Genomic DNA, 17,447 nt, shown 5'->3' on the forward strand with positions numbered 1-17,447 from the left:
ATCCGCGTATCGGCGTTCATCCCGGTATCTGCTGCTCTGGTTCGTCGATCCCCCGTTGTCATGCACCGAGTCTAACCAGGTGCTTTCTTTGGGCTGTCGCTTAGGCCGGTCCCCTGCGGTGCGTACCAACCCGGGAGGGTGTCGCTGCGCGACGGGTAGGAGTAGGAACAGTCTTATGATCCTTCCTGCTGTTCGCGATCCTCGTCTCGTATCCATCCGGCGAGGTGGACACCTGACCGAGGCCGACCACCAGGTCCTGGCATTGTGGGCCGCTACCTGCGCCGAGCATGTTCTGGAGCTGTTCGAAAGATCCAACCGCGCGGATGATCGGCCTCGTAGGGCAATTGAAGCGGTACGAGCCTGGACACGCAGCGAGGCGAAGATGATGGCCACCCGTGCAGCCGGAGGACATGCAATGGGCGCTGCTCGTCCTTTCAGTGGTGCTTCCCGCTTCGCGGCGTACGCGGCCGGCCAGGCGGCCTGTGTGGCCCACGTTCCCGAACACGATCTGGGGGCCGCCGCGTATGCCATCAAGGCCGCTGCAGCTGCGGCACCCCGCAACCAGCAACGAGCCGCCGCGCGTGCTGAGCGTGACTGGCAGCGTCAGCAGATTCCCGGCCACCTCCACACCCTTGTCCTGGACGACCAAAACCGCAGGAATAACATCTGCTGGTTCGTCTTCGACGACTAGACACCTCTGATGAGCAGTTAGTAACCCATCCCTTCACCTGGACAATTTTGCTTCGCCCGTGAGTGCTTACTTGCTAGTGGTTACCCTTTATCCCTTCGACTTGTACTTCCCGCACGAACCGCAGTGGTTGTTCGGGCAACCGGCCTGTCGTTTCATGGCAGGTCGTGCCATGCACACGCCGCCCTCCCTCGTTCTCATTGGTCCGGCGGCAGTGTGCCGGCGCTTGGCGCCGGGCATGCGTCATACACCGGCCCTTCATGCCGTGCGGAAGTACGTTGGGCTAACCGGTTAAGCGGAGGTAGTGCTGCAGATCTACTGGCGGGCATCCTCGGAGTGCTTCGAATCCTTCGAATCCATGATCTGGTCCAGGATGAGGGAGCTCACGGCTGCGATGAGGGCCATCACACGCCGCGGCCGAGCCACCCCGCGCCGGACCAACCACGTTTCGAGCCGCTCATCCAGCACCAGACTCACTGCCAAAACCCCGCTCACTGTGACGCCAACCGTCACAGCCAGTACGGCCAATGCGGTTGCCGGCAGCCCTGCCGGGCGGGCGCCTGCACGCACGTAGGAAGGAAGTGGCGCGGTGCCCGCAGCGCCGTCGCCTGACATGGAAGCGGCAGGGGTGACGAGATCGACTCTGCCGGCAGCGGCCAGGTCCTGCCCTTTCCGACTGCCCTGCCGCACGGCCGCGGCGGCGATGAGGCCAATGGCGGCGCCAGGAGCAACAACGAAGGCGCGGCGCATCCGCGGGGACCAGTCGGCCGGACTTTTCAGGGTGAGCACACCGGATACAGCGGCAAGCGTGAGCGACAGCGGAAGATTCTTCATGGCCTACACGCTACATGCCGCACGGCCCACGGCCCTTCGATGCTGCCCGGCTCTGGGAACGTGCCCCATTCCTCATAGATAGGCCAACACCGGATTCTCCCTCGGCCAGCATCCTCCGGCGCTGCACCTACCTGACACGGCATGAGGGCGATCTGGAATTCACGACCCACGCTGGAACGAAACAGCGCTGTTCATGGATGCAAGCAAGAACCCCATCCCGCAGAAACCCACCGCGCAGTTCCCTGATCGCGACGTGCAGCTCGCCGGGTCGAGCTGGAGGATAGGCGACGCGCTGTTCCTCATATCGCCGACGGACCTGCCCTGCGGCGGGATGGTGAGCGTCGTGTGCTTCAAGCCAACGGGTAAACCTGTCGCGATATCCGGCCTCGAAGACGTCCCACTCCTGAACGCTTGCCTGGGCGTCGTCCACCACCTCGAAACCAGCACCGCGGATCTGCTCGCGTAACGCATCTGTGCTCAGGTACTCGTCATCACGTCCAGCCAGAGGTGCCGCAGCAGCCGGATGAGGTGTCGCCGACCAGACCGCCTCGCCGTAAACGAGTCGGCCGCCGGTGAGCACCAGGGCTCGAAGAGCGCGCAGGGCTGCCCCGTAGTCGAGCGGCTGCGCGTCCTCTACCGGCGGTCCCCAGATCTGGCTCGCGCCGATGCAGATGACGGCGTCTGCGGGGCGAGCCTGCGTTTCTGCCCCGGGCATCGCATCAAACGTCGCTCTGTTGAGCAGCCCGCGGGTCAATGCCTGTTGCCTCGCCCGGTCGATGGACGCGGAAGCACTGTCCACTCCGCGTCCACGTGCCTGCGGGGCCGACGTCAAAACCCGAAGCAGCAGTTCACCCCAACCGCACCCCATGTCCAGAACCTCAGCCGGCGCCGGCTCCGACAGCGTGCCCTCACGGAGATGGGCAGTTGCGGTGGTGTTTATCGTTGTTTGACAGTGAAGTAGGTTGAGGCACCATTGTTGTCCACATGGATAACGACCTCTTCAGTATCGGAGATGTCGCGCGGGCCAGTGGCTTGAGCGTCAGCGCACTTCGCTTCTATGACCGGGTCGGTGTGCTGAGCCCAGTCATGGTGGATTCCAATACGGCTTACAGATGGTATTCACCGGCCCAGCTTCGCTCTGCTGAACTGATCGCTGAGCTACGCCGTATAGGTTTACCCCTTCCTGAAGTCACGACGGTCCTGGCGCATCATGGTGACGCGAGAGTGCTCCGTGATGTGCTTGATGAGCACATTGTTCGACTCGAACAGGGCCTGGCCGCCGCGAAGACGGTGATCGGAAAAATCGAGCAGCAATGGGACGCTGATACAGGGGCTCAGTCCCACAGGTTTAGCGTCGAGTGCCATGAGCTCCGAAGGGCCCTGTCCTCCGTTCGGTTCGCGGTCGGATCCGATGAGGAATCCCCTCATCTTCACGGGATCCTTATGCAAGTACGACAGGGGCAGCTTCAGCTCACCTCCACTGACCGGCACCGGGCTGCCTTCTACGCGCTCGATATCTGTTCTGACTCACAGGACTTCAAATTTGTTCTGGCTCAATCAGGACTGGACGCACTACTAAACTTGCTCCAGGAAGACGGCACCGCATGTTTGTCAAAGACTTCCGAACTCACCATCTCCGTCCGTGAGAAGACCATAAACCTGCCGCTGCTCGATACCGATTTCCCAGATCTAACAGAAAAAGTCCAATCATCGTCCCGTGCTGTAAGCGCAACCGTGAAAAGGCAATGGTTCCGCAGTGTCCTCGGCAAATATTCAACCGTGGAACGGCGCTTACTCGAAATCGATCCATCTGGGCAGCTCTTAGTAAGGCTCGATAATGGCGCTCCCGATGATGATGCCCTCCTGCTGAACGCACGGTTCCTCTCAGATGCTCTCGAATCTGCGGTCGGGGAGATATTGAGTCTTGAGGTGAACGGGCCCGTAGCACCTCTGGCGATCCGCAGTATAGATAATCCGCATTCGTTCTCGGTGATCATGCCTATCCTCCGGGATAAGCAATGAATTCAGATATCCTCGTCGGATCGTCAGAAATGCGGATTCCGAAACGGTACTGGGTTTGGCTCGGCGGTGTCACTCTCTCCTCTGTCGGAACTCAGATCCTCAGCTTCGGCATGGCGTGGGTCGCTGCCGGCTACGGTGGAATATTTGCCGGGCTCGTACTGACCGCGGTAAATCTTCCCCGCACGGTACTGCTTCTTGCAGGGGGTGCAGTCTCTGACCGTATTGGAGCTTGGCGGGTGATGATCTCAGGCGATATTGCCATGACGGTTGTGACCGCGTTGTTTGCGGGTTCGCTGCTGGCATGGGGTCCCAATGTTTGGCTGCTTCTGATCATTGCAGTCTTGATAGGTATCGTGGACGCCTTCTACATTCCGGCCGCCGGAGCCATGCCTCGACGTCTCGTAGCTGGTGCCAAGCTCACCCAGGCCATGTCGGCCAGGCAAATCAGTCAGCAGCTCTCCTCAGTGCTTGGCGGCCCTCTGGGATCGATTGTCGTAACCACGTTCGGACTTTTCGCTGCGGCCATCGTCAATTCGGCGGCTTATGCGGTGATGTTCATACTTCTCATTCTGATCCGGCCGAGAAATCCTGCACGTCCTGCATCTGGGGGTGCCCGTGTCACGGGACAAACGGTCTTTCAGGATGCTCTGGCCGGTTTCGGGCTATCGATGAAGGATCCTCTACTCCGGCCGGTGCTCTTAATGTTGATAGGGTCTGCAGCTTTTCTCCTGCCTGTGCTGGCGCCGCTGTTGCCGGTACTTGCCCGCCAAGAGGGGTGGAGTCCTACCGGCGCCGGCCTTGTTGTTGGCGTTGCCGGCGCTGGAACAGCTGTCGTTGCCCTGGCTGTGGTTTTCACTGGCGGTCTGCCTAGGCCAGGATTGGCTGGGTGCGCTGGGCTTGTGACGGCTGGGCTGGGAGTATTTGGTCTTGGGATTTTCTCTGAGCCCCTGCCGTCTATGATCTCCGGCGCTCTCATCGGAGTCGGCGCTGGCCTGTTCAGCACACACCTTGGTCCTCTCGTGCTCGGTCGCACACCTGACACCCACTTGGGACGGGTACAGGCCGTGGTCGCGATGGCTCAAAGCCTGCCACTGCTCTTCACCAATGTTGCTCTAGGCACACTTGCTCAGGCGGCAGGAGCCAAGGTCGCTCTTTTTTCTGTGCTATCGCCCTAGGCGTTATCGCCGCAGTCGCCCTCCGTTCTCCACACCTTCGTGCAGCCAGACGACTCGGCAACGAATAGGTTCGGCGTCGCCTTCCTAGGACCGCTAATCCGTGAGCTAGGTATTCTCTTGGGCGGAGCCGCGCCGCCGCTCCGGGACTAACTGGTGACTATGGACTTAACAATCGAGACTTAGGGAACCCGGAGACTGAACAATGGGAAGGTCAGGCATGTCAAAGGATCAAGTGCTAGGAGCCTACGCGTCCCGCGCTGGCGAATATTCGGAAGCGTTGGGCTCACTGTCAGCGATGAATCGAAACGATGTCGACTTCATTGCGCAGTGGGCTCATGAAATCCAAGGACCGGCCCTTGATATCGGGTGCGGCCCGGGTCACTGGACAAAATTCCTACACGAGCATGGCCTTCAAATTGAGGGCATCGACATGGTCGAGCAGTTCGTAGACATTGCTGCCGGCAAGTTCCCCGAAATCATGTTTCGCGTCGGGATGCTGGAAGCGATACCCGTCCAAGACAGCAGCCTCGGTGCAATTCTGGCCTGGTACTCCATTATTCATACTCCGCCCCGCGACTTTGGTGCCGTGCTGAGCGAATTCGCCCGTTGCATTCGCCCTGGTGGTTCTCTACTCCTTGGGTTCTTTGAGGGGGAACGCGTTGAGAGGTTCGACCACGCTGTCGTGGCCGCCTACTACTGGCCCGTCCCAGAGATGCACTATAAGTTATCTGCTGCCGGGTTCGATGTTGTGCGGACGGACAGGAGATCAGATCCAGAACACCGACCCCATGCTGCCGTCATTGCACGCCGGCGCGACGATCACAGTTCTTCGTAGAACGATGAACGCTGGAATCACGTGGTCGGCGATTCAGGACCCGAAAGGGCCCCTCACTACGACCCAGAGGACTCTCCCAGTAGCGGAAGCCGCCCGTTTATCATTATCTTCGCTGACCATCAGGGATGCAGTTCAATGCCCGCCGAGGGACAGACGCTGAAGTCAGTAAATCCAACATGCAGGTCACCTCGTTCGGGTGAACACGCCATCAGTCCCACTTGGCACACGCTGGTCATCGGCAGATACCCCAGGCGCAGGCTGGTCCACCGTCCGATTAAGCCGTAGCGGTCGAGGTACTGCACGTGGATTGCGCTGGATTGGCGCGTCAGCCGCAGGGTTATCTCACCGTGATTTGTTCGCAGAGGACTTAGCGACCAATCCGAGGTGCCGTTGGTAATGACCGTGGTTAGCTGAAGTGCCCCGTCGCTGTACTCGACTCCGGCCTTCACCCATATCCGCTCATCGATCCGGATCATCAGACCAGCCTGGTCATATAGGGAGGTGAAGTCACCGAACAATGTGACAGTCACTTCAAAATCTCCGGCCACTTCCCTATAGAGAAAATGCCCGCTGTCACGGGCGAACCCCGTAGTGTGTTTCCCGCCAGAAATCTGTTGCGGCGGCAGTCACCAGAGTCAGCGAGTCTCCGCTGTGCTTCCAACGCGAGGGCTCGTTCAGCCATTTCATGTTCTCGAACATGTTCATCCTTCTCTAGGCGCTGAAATGGTAGTGATGCGGCGAAGCAGGGGTGGAGCGAGGAAGAAGATGAGTGCGCCGAGGGCAGCCACAGCGATCATCGCACCCCGTAGACCCGCTGACTCGGACCAGAGCCCGACGTAAACCGGCCCGAGCAGGAATCCCAGGTAAGAGACGGTCGCGAGCAGTGATGTGGCCCGCCCTCGTGTGGCTTCACTGGTGGTTCGCGAGACGACCCCCAGCAAGGTTGGATAGAGCACGGCCGTTCCGGCTGCGGCGATGGCGAGTCCGGCCAAGGCCGCAACAAAGTTCGTGGACCCTGCCAGCAGGCCCGAACCGGCAGCTGCAGCGACAGCGCCCAGGACTATGGTCCGTGTCGAGTTGGCCGGGTTCAGCCTGGCGGTACTGAATCGGGTGACAGCGGCGACGGCGGCGAACATGGCCGGGGCCGTAGCGCTGAACCCGGTACCGGCGTTGAGGATGTCTTCGAAGAACACTGCCGCCCAGCTTTGGTGGGCGTTTTCGCCGGCCAGAGCCAGAGCAGCCAGGAGCCCCACGAGCATCACCGGCAGAACGGGAAATGCGGCCCGCGGCGTGGTTGCAGCCGTGGTTTCCTCTGATCCTGACTGCTTGGGGTGCCATGTGACGCGGTGGTTTTCAGGCCCAGCCGGAGGAGCGGACAGCAGATAGCCGGCGGCGAGGACCATAGAGGCAGCGACCAGGCTGAAGCTGACGGCGGGCGTCATCTCGAATTTGTTCAGCGCACCGGTGAGAAGGCTCGAAATTACGACGAAGGCAGAGAATGTGCCATGGGAACGGGTGATGACCGGTCGGTGGGTCTGTTTCTCTGCGGATCCGGCTCCTGTGTTGATGGCGACATCGACTGCTCCGCTTGATGCGCCCACCAGCAGCAGGCCCAGGCAAAGGCTCGTCATCCCGGTGGCGGTGACGGACACGAACAGACCGGCAGCGGCCTGCAGGATTAGAGCCCCGGCGGTGGTTATCCGGATGCCGGCCCTGTCCAGGAGGCGTCCGGTCATAAACATGGCAGGCAGGGCGCCTGCTCCAATAAACAGCAAGGCGGTTCCCAGCTGGCCGTCGGTGAGACCGCTTTGGTCCCGGATGCGCGGAATACTCGCTCCCCAGGTTCCCCAGAAGACGCCGAAGGCTGCAAAAGCGGCGTACGAGACACGGGCGCCTTTATGTTTTGTCTGAACCGCGGGGAAAGCCATGTGTGTAACGATACACAGATACACTGGCTACATGCCAGAGCCAGCGAACCCCGAAAAGTGACCCTCACCGACGTCGCCCGGCAAGCCGGCGTCTCGGCGATGACGGCTTCCTACACATACAGCAAGCCGTCCCGCGTTTCTGCTGCTTCGCGCCGGAAGGTACTTTCCGCAGCCGAACTCCTGGGATACGCAGGACCGGACCCGAGCGCCCGATCCCTGCGCAAAGGCACCAGCGGTGCCCTCGGCGTCGTACTCGGTGAGACCCTCCCCTATGCATTCGAGGACCCTCAGGCGGCACGATTCCTGGCCGGTATTGCCGACGTCTGTGCCGAACACCGCCTGGCCATGACCATCCTGCCCACCAATGGGTCAGCCGACGACGATCAAAGAATCCGCGCAGCGGCAGTGGATGGTTTCGTGGTGTGGACTACCACTGAGGATGACCCGGTGCTCGACGCCCTTGCCCTGACCGGTAAATCGGTAGTCGTCCACGCCGGCCCGCAGCGGGAGGGATTCGGCATGGTTGGTATCGATGACCGGGCAGCATCCCGCGCGATCGCTGCAGACTGCCTCCGCGGCAGCCGAAAACCCGCCATCATCGCGTTCCCCTCCACCAAGGCGCGCCTCAGGAGTGTCAGCAGCGGACCCGACCCGCTCGCGTCAACCTTCCCGGTGACCCGCAACAGGCTGCAGGGTTTCAAAGAGGCAGTGGTCGCCGCCGGATTGGACTGGAACAGCATCCCGGTGGCTTTCTGCTCGACCAATACCTTCGGTGAAGGGGCACATGCTGCCCAGATCCTGCTAAGTGCCCCGGCTGTTCCTGACCTGCTCCTGACGATGAGTGACGAACTGGCGCTGGGAGCCCTCCAGACAGCGGAAGGGCGCGGAATAGCGGTGCTGGAACAACTGGCCATCACTGGCTGGGATGCCTCCGATGCAGGAACACTCGCTGGCGTGACTTCGGTACACCAGGATCTTCGTGAACAGGGCACGGCCGCTGCACGGGCCTCAATTCGGGGTCAGTCTGAAACCGATTGGAAGTCCTGGAAAGTGGTCAGAGGTAGAACAACGCGGTAACCGAAGCATTGTCCCGACAAATGCGGCAGAATGCGTAGTTGTCACCGTGGATGGGACGGCACTCCAGTCAGAGGTGACGGGCTGTGCGGCACTGTTGCATCATTGTGAGTGCTCCACGTATCTGAACAGTTCAATTTGCTGTACCCAGGCGGCCGAGGCCTGAGACGATGATGTTCGCGACGAGTAGCGCATAGCAGCCCTCGGGATCCAGATCCGGGTCGAAGACCGTCACCGATGCACCGATCGCTCGAGGCGCGAGCTGTTTAAGAAGCGCTGTTAGCTCATCAACGCCCAGTCCCCCAGGGTCAGGACTATCGACCGCAGGCATGACGCTTGGATCCAGGACGTCGACGTCGACCTGCAACCAATAACCGGCTCCTGCAATTGCGTGCACCCTCTCAGCCGTGTCGGCGGCGGTCGTATCCATTGCTTCGGTTGCCGAAATGACCAGTCCCAAAGTCCTGCGCGCCTCGACGGCTTCTTCATCGTTCGCCCTGTGACCGATATGGACGACGCGACCAGGAGCGAAATACGGAGCTTTGGCATCAATGTTCGATATGGCCGGCCAATGCATCCCCACGGCTGCGGCGAGGTCCTCACCGGCTACGCTTGCGCATTCGTCGCTGTTGCCAGGGTGGCGGAAGTCGGTGTGTCCATCGACATGCACCAGGCCCGTGCAAGCGCGCGCAGCCAGAGCCAACCCGATTCCGACAAGAACACTGCAATCTCCACCTACGACCAGCGGCGCGTCTCCTGCCTCGAGGATCTGGTCCAGGCGGTCAGCGAGCCGGCGTGCGTGGTCAATTATTGCCTTCTCGTTCCGGACGTGGCCGGCGGGCCGCGTGGCGTCATCGTCGACATATCGACCGGGGATGATGACGCCTGCGTCCCTCGCACCGTTTGCAAGCAGTCGGCCGGCCAAGCCAGCCTCGCGGAGCGCCTCGGGCGCCTTGCTGGCACCAGGGACGCTTCCCGGGACCGGAGGGCGTAGCCCGAGCCCCGTCGGCGCAGAGAGGAACGCGATCACCTCAATAGCTTGGCAGAGGAAAGACCATTCCGAGGACACCCATGCCCAATTGGGACGCCTTTATCTGATCAAAGGATCGCCCACCGCAACGGTTTTGGGTCACCTCAGCAGGGATCAGCTCTTGTTGGTCCTGCTCGTCGCTGCTTTCGTGCGTTCTGGCAGGAGCAGGGCAATGGTGTTCGCGGTGACGATCAGCGCTAGCCCCGCCCATTCGATGACGCCTAATCCTTCGTTGAACAGGAGCGCCCCGACGAGTGCTGCCAGGACAGGGTTGAGGCTCATGAGGGTCCCGAAGAGACTGGCGGGAATCTTTCGCAGGGCGGTCAGGTCCGCGGCAAAAGGGACGGCGGAGGCAAGGACGCCCGCGCCGACAGCGCAGAGGAGGGTGAAAGCGTCCGGGCGGGTAGTGATGAGAATCCCCGCACCGAAGGGCAGGAAGAGGATGGCGGAGACTGCTGTTGCTGTGGCTGTCCCCTGCATGCCCGGGATGCGTGATCCGATGGTTCTGTTGAGGAGGATATACGCGGCCCAGCTGCACGCGGCGATGAGACCGAAGCCGATACCGAGGTAGTCGGTGCTCGGTTGGGGGCGGGTGATGGCGATGACTCCGGCGCCTGCGATGAGGGCGCAGAGCGCACTGTTTCTGGTGCGGAAGCTTAGAAGAGCGACCGCGAGGGGGCCGCAGAATTCCAGGGTCACGGCCAAACCGAGTCCAATGCGGTCGATGGCCAGGTAAAGGGTGAGGTTCATCGTTCCAAAGACCACAGCCAATAAGAGCACCGGCCACCACTGCGCCCGGGTCAGGCTTCGGATCCGAGGCCTGACGAGGGGCAGCAGGATCATGGCGGCGACAAGCTGGCGGACAGCGACGACACCTGCCGGTCCGATGCTGGGGAAGGCCAGGGACCCGCACGCCGCCCCGAGCTGGTTCGACAGCGCCCCGCCCGCAGCGGCAGCGATCCCCGAGGTGCGCTGACCGGCCCCACTTCCGCTCTTCCCGGAATGTTTGCCCGTACCGGTGCCTGATGCTTGTGTCATGGTCGGATTCTGCACGCCGCCAATTACCTGCTCATAATGCACGAACCACAACATTGATGCGTCAAATGCATGGATACACTGCGGGGATGGAAGTAGAGCTGCGTCACCTTCGGTCCTTGATCGGCGTCGTCGAAGCCGGCACCTTCACCGACGCCGGGATCGACCTCGGAATCTCGCAGACGGCCGTATCACGCAATATCGCCGCCCTCGAATCGATTCTTGGCGTCCGGCTCCTGCACCGCACCACCCGCAGCGTCGAACCCACGGCTGCCGGCGAACGGGTGATCCGCCACGCCCGCCGGGTGCTGTCTACGATCAGTGACCTTCAACAGGAAGTATCCGCCGGCGCGAGTACGCTCCGGATCGGATACGCATGGTCCGCCCTGGGCAAGCACACACCTGAGCTCCAGCGCCGCTGGGCTGCAGCCCTGCCCCACAACGACCTGCGCCTGATCCGCACGAACACCCCCACCGCAGGATTGGCCGAAGGCACTGCTGATTTTGCGGTCCTGCGCCGGGTACCAGATGCCACCGGCATCACGCTGGTCCAGATCGCCTTCGAGAAACGCTACTGCGCGATGTCCATCGATGACCCGCTGGCCCGAAAAAGCACTGTCACCCTCGCCCATATCCCGACTATTCCGGTGGTCATGGATAACGGCACCGGAAGCACCCGCCCGGACCTCTGGCCGGATGGGCAACAGCCGGAACACACCATCAGCACTCACGACGTCGATGACTGGCTCACCATCATCAGCAGCGGCACAGCCCGCGGCGTCACCGCGGAGTCAACAGCACACCAATACCGCCGTGAAGGCCTCACCTACCGGAGAGTCCGCGACGCGCCGCCAGTACCCATCTACGCGGCGTGGCAGACAACCGACCCGCCGGCCGCATTGCAAGAGATCCTCACCCTCCTCACGGACCTTTACCTCTGACTTCAGCCAAGAGCTTGTCCGGCCACCTCTTCTACAGCGACGCTGCGTCAACGGTGCTCTGATGCCGATCCCTGAACGGTATGACACCGAAGCGCTACTGGGAAACCTGGACGCTCGAAAACCAATTAGCAATCGCATAAGCACTGGACTGCTAACGGGGACCCAACCACCACCAACGTGGCGCTTCGCGAATCCGGGAAATGCTCTCGTGGCGCGGCGTCCGCGGAGATTTGAGGTCACAGGACAATGATGCCTGACCGGGCTAGCCGCCCGCGCAGCACTGAGCCACAGTCCCAATCCACTCTCTCGGCTAGCTTGGCTGGATCCTCGACCTGACTTCGGTACGGTGATTACCGGCTATCAGGCCCCGCTACTCCCACGCGGCTTCCGTGGCGCATCTTTCGCGCCCTCCTGCCCCCGGTGATCTTGGACATAGGACTCAGTGGAAGGCCTAGATTTAAGCCAAGGCCAGTCCTTACCGTGTACGGAGTCCCCATGACTCGGGAGCCCCAACTCAACCCTCATCTCATTACGCAGGACGTGAATGAGATCTCGAGTTTGGAACCATACGGGGTAATACGAGGTAAATGCCTGACGACTTTCAAGAAAACTTGTTAGCTCCATCAAGGCACCTGATACACGATCGGCAATGTCCGCCACGTTCTTCGATGCCACGAGCTGTACCTCTCCCAGCAGTGGCTGTAGCTCATTGTTAGCGGCCATGGAAAACTGCCCATAGGCGGCCACGGAACTGCCCACTGACGGCCATCAAAACTGCCCGCCGGTGGCCATGAGATCTGCCCACTTCCTTACTGAACCCGACCGCTTAAGCGGCGGGAGCCTCTCCCGGGGTTTGATGACGGTGTCTAAGTCGCATCAAAGTCGCCCGGGAAGAGGCCCTAATGAAGTCTGACGGAGAAATCATGGAAATACTCGCTGCGTATGATCTGACCCGATCGTTGCGCGCCGCTGCGGAACTCACCGGCTGCTCGCACCACACCGTTGCCAGACACGTCGCTGCCCGCGACGCCGGTCAGCCGATCGCCGAACCCGTCTACCGGGGCCGGGTCACCGATGCGTTCCTGCCCAAGATCGAAGAATGGATCGAGGCCTCCAAGGGCAAAATCCGCGCCGACAAAGCCCACGAGAAACTCCTTGCCCTCGGCTACGAGGGTTCGGAGCGCTCGACCCGCCGGGCCGTCGCCCAGATCCGCGCTGCCTGGCGTCTTGGCCATGTCCGGGTGCACCGGCCCTGGATCACGGAACCGGGCATGTGGCTTCAGTACGATTTCGGCGACGGCCCCGTGATCGAGGGGAAGAAGACCGTTTTGTTCGTGGCGTGGCTGGCATGGTCCCGCTTCAGGATCGTCATCGCGTTGCGGGACCGCACGGCGCCGAGCGTGTTCGCCGCATTGGACCGCAGCTTCCGTGTCATAGGCGGCGCCCCGACGTATGTATTGACCGATAACGAGAAGACCGTGACGGTCTCCCATCTTGCCGGGGTCCCGGTGCGTAACCAGCAGACCGTCGACTTCGCCCGCCACTACGCGGTGACGGTACTGACCTGCCAGCCGGCGGACCCAGCATCCAAGGGCGGCGTGGAGTCCTCGGTGAAACTCGCCAAAGCAGACATCGTGCCCAAGGACACCAACCTGCGTGCCGAATACGCTTCTTTCGCCGAGATCGAAGCAGCCTGCCAGGCGTTCACGGACGAGGTCAACAACCGTGAGCACCGGACCACCCGCCGCAAACCCGCCACGATGCTGGCCGAGGAGGCACCACGGTTGCACCGGGTCCCGGAGACCGCGCACACCGTCGCGTTCGGGCTCTCCCGCAGCGTCCCGGAGAACACGCCGATGGTCACCTTCGAAAACGGGCAGTACTCCGTCCCGGCGCATCTGCTCGGCGCGCGGGTGTTCGTCCGGGCCCACGGTGCCGGTGCCGACGAGCAGGTCATCATCGTCCACCACGCCAGCGGTGGCCCGGTGGAAGTTGCCCGCCACCGCCGCGCCCGCCCCGGCATCCCGGCGATCAACGACGCCCACTTCCCCGGCCACCGGCCCAGGGTCCCGGGTGAATACACGGCCAAAGCGAGGACCGCCGCGGAAGCGGAGTTCCTGAGCATCGGTGACGGTGCCCGGGCATGGCTGCTCGAGGCCGCCGCGGCGGGCACGGCCCGGATGAACATGAAGATGGCCGAAGCAGTCGCTCTGGCCAAGATCGCCGGGCAGCCCGAAGTCGATCAGGCGTTGGGGACCGCGGCCATCCATGGCCGCTTCGCGAACAACGACCTGGCCTCGATCCTGAACGCCGCGGGCACACGCATCATCACCCATGCCGCCGGGGAAACCCGGTCCCTGACTCAAGGCACCGCCGGGTGGGCAGCGATCGGCCGGCCACCCGTTCCAGCCCGTGCTGATGACGAGCTGGAGGAAAGCGCATGAGCCCGGTCCCGGTCCCCGCACCGGCGCTGCCGGCGGAGCTGGAAGCGTTGATGCGGCAATTGAAGATGCCTCATGCGCGGGCATTGGCCCCGGAACTGATCGCAACCGCCCGCGCCCAGCGCTGGGAACCGGCCGAGGTCATCAAAGCGCTCTTCGTTGAGGAAGTCGCCGGCCGGTCCCGGTCCATGCTCGCCACCAGACGCAAGGCCGCGGGCTTCCCGACCGGGAAGACCTTTGATACCTGGGATCCGGCGGCCTCCTCGATCCCGGCACCGACGCAGCAGGCGCTGCGGACGCTGGAATGGATCGGGCGGAAGGAAAACGTCGTGATCTGCGGGCCCTCGGGCACGGGTAAAACGTTCTTCCTCGAAGCCCTCGGGCAGCAGGCCGTCGAGGCCGGCCTGCGGGTGGCGTGGTTCCGGCTCGAGGATCTCGGGGCTCTTATGCGAGCCCACCGCTCCGATGACAGTGTCACCAAAGTCGTCGCCCGGATCCTGCGAGCAGACTTGGTGGTGGTCGATGACATCGGGCTGTTGCCGGTGGGCACGGACGCGGCCGAGGGCCTTTACCGCCTCGTTGACGCCGGGTATGAGAAACGCTCCATCGCGGTTTCTTCAAACCTGCATCCGGCAGGCTTCGACGAGCTCATGCCCAAGACCCTGGCCACCGCCACCGTCGACCGGCTGCTGCACCACGCGCATCTCTGTCAGACCTCAGGGGAATCGATCCGCCTCAGCCAGGCCTTGGCCGGGAAGGAGTTACCCCGATGAGCTAAACCCACACCCCAACATGGCCAACGCCACCGAATACCCGGTGGGCAGATCTGGTGGCCATGAGTAGGCAGTTTTCACGTCCACCAGCGGGCACTTTTGCTGGCCGCCCATGGGCACAAACTATTGGCCATTGACAGCTCATCATCCCAAGTGATGAAATAGTCGGTCAGCCCCTCCGAGATGACGTCATCATCCTCCTGCTTGACCTCTTTCTTCCCGTCGTAAGACAAGAACACAGCTATGGCATCGACTTCTCGGTGCATGACCTCGGCCAAGGCCAAGTACCTTGCATAGACTGCTCGTCTATCTGTGACCCACTGACGATCAACCTCGGCCTGGTGTCGACTTCTTTCTCCCCGCCGCGCGAAAATACCTGCGAGAACGGCGCCAAGAACACCCGCCACAAGGGTGAAGCTCCCCGTTAGGATAGGCGTCAGAATTTGGGAGTCCATGGTGCCAACCCTAGCTTCCTGGTTGGGTCCCAGCACATGCGTCTCTCCGTACCTATGATGAGGTACTTGATGTCCGTCGGAACTGGCACAGATGCTCGGTACGGCGGGATGAATCGCAGTTCGGGATCCTTCACCGATCGTGTCGGCGCCCGGTCGTAGACATGGTGCCCCTAAGAGTGGAGCTGATGATCCAAACTGCCGGCTGCGGTGCGGCCGCGTCGGTAGTCAAGAACGGAGCAGATGAGGAACGCGGATGCTGCCAGGACCATGAAAAGGACCGACACCGGCCGCCACCAATCCGGCAGTTGTTCAGCGAGTAGCATCGTGCCCACCCCGAGAACGAACGAGACCCCGAACAGGTAGCGGCTCCATGCAGTCATACGCATGGCCTAACTCGCGGCATTCTCGTACGTGTCACAAGATATCCCCTGCGGGCTATTCATGCTAACCCCGTGGTTTGTAGTTAGCCTGTCGCTACGGACCTGCTATTGACGGACGCGGAAACCCAAAACTGACCGATTGCGGCCACTTGCTTCGCTATCCCACGGGCCACGGGTGGACAGTGCTACGAGAGCAAGCCCGAGCAGTACAAACCAGATGTACCCCCACGAAGCCGCAGTCGCGATTCGGAGAATTCCAGCCATGGCAACGAAACTACCGCTGGAGAAGAGGAAGCGTGTCATTTTCCAGCTGAACATTCCGTGTTTGGTTTGCATCCGTCAACAGTACGCGAGCGGAGTTTTCAACGCAGTCCACCCTTATGCCATGTCTATTCGCAGATTGGCACAGTTAAGGTGACTAACTGTCCCAGTCAGCGTCCACTGGCGGATCCGCAACCGTGACAGGAATCGAGTCAGTCAGCGGCAACGGCCGCTTCTCGGCCCACGATCATGGCTAGGAGGTCGTCTAGAGTTCCGTGGCACTTCTCCACCCCAGGAAGGTGGTAGAAGGTGCTGGTGGTCTCAATGTTGGTGATGACTTCGTCCGTCGAATGCAAAATTATCCTTCTGCCTTGAGCGATTGCCATGCCAAGCTCAACATGCGTGCCCTTCCCGCCTGGAAGCAGGATTACGACGACGTCGGCACCGACCACAGCATCTCTCTCATGCTGTCCGATGGAGCACAGGTCACCGAGGGTGACGGTGCCCGCATCGCGTGATGAGGCGTTCTGGGTCCAGTCGTACGTGTTGATGTACCCCTTGCTTTCTAAGCCTTGAGCAATGTACCGGACGTTATCGATATTCCTGAAGCTCGATGCAACGTAGAACCTATTCATAGCTTCTGCCTCCTGATCGGAACTGCCACCATTCTTCCGCACTGAGCAGACTGGTTCATCTCGTACGGCCCATAGGACGATCACGGAGTGGGACAAGATTGCGGCAAAGTCGGCACACCCTGACCGAGACGCAAGTGGGATCATGCGGACGGTGGCAAAAGATGAAAGATAACCCGGCTGGCGATCCCGCTTAACGGATGCCGCTGTCAGTTGCCTGTTGAGATCTTGTCGAGGAGCGCAACCGCAGCCACAGCTGCGGCACCAAGAACGCCGTTGATCCACGCCAACACGAACCAACCCAGCCCCGGGTCGGCCTCGTTCTGTGTGCCTGGATCAGTCGTCAGCATGACGATCGCGGTCACAAGCACGGGGATTCCCAAGGTCAGGCCCAACCCCCCAGGCAAGATACCCCTCCCGGTCCAGCAAACCCTGCCAGGACCTGAAGACACCGATGACCATGGCCAAGGCGGGGAAAACAAAAAATGGGGCGACTTGAGTAAAGGTGCTCATGACTCCCCCCAAATCACCTGGGCCACTCGGGCAGCAATTACTGTGACAAGCATATTTAAGATCCGGTGCCCAATGACTTAACCATACCCAGGTGCCACGATTCCGTTCCTCAAGGCGATCGGCTTACGGTCCGCGTTGTCGAGCGTTTCGTGCATATGGTGAACAGGGGCCGAGCCCAGCGGTAGAACTTCGGGAACCCTCAGCTCGTGCCTGTCTCGTCGAGCAGCGTGTGACACCATGCAGCTCTATGGGGCAAATATTCGAGGGCTTAGCTTGGACGTCGTATGCGCAGTTCTACCTCCTCAGCGGCGACGCCGAGCCAGTGATGCCCGGGGATGCTTTCGTGGGGCAGGAGAACGGGCTGTGTGGCGGAAGCGTCGACGGCACCGCATTCTTGATCACCGGCACGCATACCGGGCTGATTCCAATA

At 61.5% G+C, this 17,447-nt stretch carries 19 protein-coding genes and 1 pseudogene; 10 read left to right on the plus strand and 10 right to left on the minus strand.

The genetic code is table 11. The features are described 5' to 3' along the window. Positions 1-175: 175 nt before the first annotated feature. Entirely contained in the window at positions 176-691 is a 516-nt protein-coding gene (locus tag OL239_RS11210; protein WP_268909011.1) for a putative immunity protein, read from the plus strand. 312 nt (positions 692-1,003) lie between these two features. On the opposite strand, the gene OL239_RS11215 is transcribed toward OL239_RS11210, so the two are convergent. Further along, entirely contained in the window at positions 1,004-1,522 is a 519-nt protein-coding gene (locus OL239_RS11215) for a hypothetical protein (protein ID WP_268909012.1), read from the minus strand. A 193-nt stretch (positions 1,523-1,715) separates the two neighbouring features. Here OL239_RS11215 and OL239_RS11220 point away from each other — a divergent pair, with 193 nt between their 5' ends. Then, positions 1,716-1,988 carry a hypothetical protein gene (locus tag OL239_RS11220; RefSeq protein WP_268909013.1) on the plus strand — a complete coding sequence of 91 codons (273 nt, stop codon included), beginning with the start codon at positions 1,716-1,718 and terminating at the stop codon, positions 1,986-1,988. A 105-nt stretch (positions 1,989-2,093) separates the two neighbouring features. Here the strand turns inward: OL239_RS11220 and OL239_RS20180 are convergent. Continuing rightward, a pseudogene (locus OL239_RS20180) lies at positions 2,094-2,462 on the minus strand (SAM-dependent methyltransferase); the annotation flags it as partial. A 44-nt stretch (positions 2,463-2,506) separates the two neighbouring features. Here OL239_RS20180 and OL239_RS11225 point away from each other — a divergent pair. The 3 genes from OL239_RS11225 to OL239_RS11235 all read left to right on the plus strand — a co-directional run bounded on the left by OL239_RS11225 (position 2,507) and on the right by OL239_RS11235 (position 5,554). Then, entirely contained in the window at positions 2,507-3,544 is a 1,038-nt protein-coding gene (locus tag OL239_RS11225) for a DNA polymerase III subunit beta family protein (RefSeq protein WP_268909014.1), read from the plus strand. Further along, positions 3,541-4,719: an MFS transporter gene (locus OL239_RS11230; protein ID WP_268909015.1), complete on the plus strand. Its 1,179-nt coding sequence runs from the start codon at positions 3,541-3,543 to the stop codon at positions 4,717-4,719. The genes OL239_RS11225 and OL239_RS11230 overlap by 4 nt, the downstream gene beginning before the upstream one ends. A 217-nt stretch (positions 4,720-4,936) precedes the next feature. Beyond that, complete coding sequence (locus OL239_RS11235) at positions 4,937-5,554, plus strand: class I SAM-dependent methyltransferase (protein WP_268909017.1); 618 nt, start codon at positions 4,937-4,939, stop codon at positions 5,552-5,554. 119 nt (positions 5,555-5,673) lie between these two features. Here OL239_RS11235 and OL239_RS11240 read toward each other — a convergent pair whose 3' ends face one another. The 3 genes from OL239_RS11240 to OL239_RS11250 are packed head-to-tail and all read right to left on the minus strand — an operon-like array spanning position 5,674 to position 7,482. Further along, positions 5,674-6,084, minus strand: a complete 411-nt coding sequence (locus OL239_RS11240) for a DUF1349 domain-containing protein (RefSeq protein ID WP_442864137.1) — start codon at positions 6,082-6,084, stop codon at positions 5,674-5,676. Positions 6,085-6,127: 43 nt separating this feature from the next. Further along, positions 6,128-6,253, minus strand: a complete 126-nt coding sequence (locus OL239_RS11245; protein WP_268909019.1) for a DUF1349 domain-containing protein — start codon at positions 6,251-6,253, stop codon at positions 6,128-6,130. A 2-nt stretch (positions 6,254-6,255) separates the two neighbouring features. Beyond that, complete coding sequence (locus OL239_RS11250; protein ID WP_268909020.1) at positions 6,256-7,482, minus strand: MFS transporter; 1,227 nt, start codon at positions 7,480-7,482, stop codon at positions 6,256-6,258. Between the two features lie 57 nt (positions 7,483-7,539). Between OL239_RS11250 and OL239_RS11255 the strand changes: the two genes are divergently transcribed. Further along, positions 7,540-8,559: a LacI family DNA-binding transcriptional regulator gene (locus OL239_RS11255; protein ID WP_268909021.1), complete on the plus strand. Its 1,020-nt coding sequence runs from the start codon at positions 7,540-7,542 to the stop codon at positions 8,557-8,559. A 130-nt stretch (positions 8,560-8,689) separates the two neighbouring features. On the opposite strand, the gene OL239_RS11260 is transcribed toward OL239_RS11255, so the two are convergent. Then, positions 8,690-9,625: an arginase family protein gene (locus OL239_RS11260; protein WP_329609201.1), complete on the minus strand. Its 936-nt coding sequence runs from the start codon at positions 9,623-9,625 to the stop codon at positions 8,690-8,692. A 75-nt stretch (positions 9,626-9,700) separates the two neighbouring features. Then, positions 9,701-10,624, minus strand: a complete 924-nt coding sequence (locus OL239_RS11265) for an EamA family transporter (protein ID WP_268909022.1) — start codon at positions 10,622-10,624, stop codon at positions 9,701-9,703. 86 nt (positions 10,625-10,710) lie between these two features. On the opposite strand from OL239_RS11265, the gene OL239_RS11270 reads away from it, so the two are divergent. The 3 genes from OL239_RS11270 to istB all read left to right on the plus strand — a co-directional run bounded on the left by OL239_RS11270 (position 10,711) and on the right by istB (position 14,776). After that, entirely contained in the window at positions 10,711-11,562 is an 852-nt protein-coding gene (locus tag OL239_RS11270) for a LysR family transcriptional regulator (RefSeq protein WP_268909023.1), read from the plus strand. Positions 11,563-12,464: 902 nt separating this feature from the next. After that, positions 12,465-14,006: an IS21 family transposase gene (istA, locus tag OL239_RS11275; protein ID WP_268909024.1), complete on the plus strand. Its 1,542-nt coding sequence runs from the start codon at positions 12,465-12,467 to the stop codon at positions 14,004-14,006. Continuing rightward, positions 14,003-14,776, plus strand: coding sequence for an IS21-like element helper ATPase IstB (istB, locus tag OL239_RS11280; protein ID WP_268909025.1), 774 nt, complete (start codon positions 14,003-14,005; stop codon positions 14,774-14,776). The genes istA and istB overlap by 4 nt, the downstream gene beginning before the upstream one ends. 77 nt (positions 14,777-14,853) lie before the next feature. On the opposite strand, the gene OL239_RS11285 is transcribed toward istB, so the two are convergent. Further along, positions 14,854-15,231 (minus strand): hypothetical protein, encoded by a 378-nt coding sequence (locus OL239_RS11285; RefSeq protein ID WP_268909026.1) that lies wholly within the window; start codon positions 15,229-15,231, stop codon positions 14,854-14,856. Between the two features lie 853 nt (positions 15,232-16,084). Beyond that, positions 16,085-16,228, minus strand: a complete 144-nt coding sequence (locus OL239_RS11290) for a hypothetical protein (RefSeq protein WP_268909027.1) — start codon at positions 16,226-16,228, stop codon at positions 16,085-16,087. Between the two features lie 15 nt (positions 16,229-16,243). On the opposite strand from OL239_RS11290, the gene OL239_RS11295 reads away from it, so the two are divergent. Beyond that, on the plus strand, positions 16,244-16,390 hold the full coding sequence (locus OL239_RS11295) for a hypothetical protein (RefSeq protein WP_268909028.1): 147 nt from the start codon (positions 16,244-16,246) through the stop codon (positions 16,388-16,390). Positions 16,391-16,713: 323 nt separating this feature from the next. Here OL239_RS11295 and OL239_RS11300 read toward each other — a convergent pair whose 3' ends face one another. Further along, positions 16,714-16,869 carry a hypothetical protein gene (locus OL239_RS11300; RefSeq protein WP_268909029.1) on the minus strand — a complete coding sequence of 52 codons (156 nt, stop codon included), beginning with the start codon at positions 16,867-16,869 and terminating at the stop codon, positions 16,714-16,716. Between the last annotated feature and the right edge of the window lie 578 nt (positions 16,870-17,447).

This window comes from Arthrobacter sp. ATA002, from assembly GCF_026898095.1.
GTDB lineage: Bacteria > Actinomycetota > Actinomycetes > Actinomycetales > Micrococcaceae > Arthrobacter_B.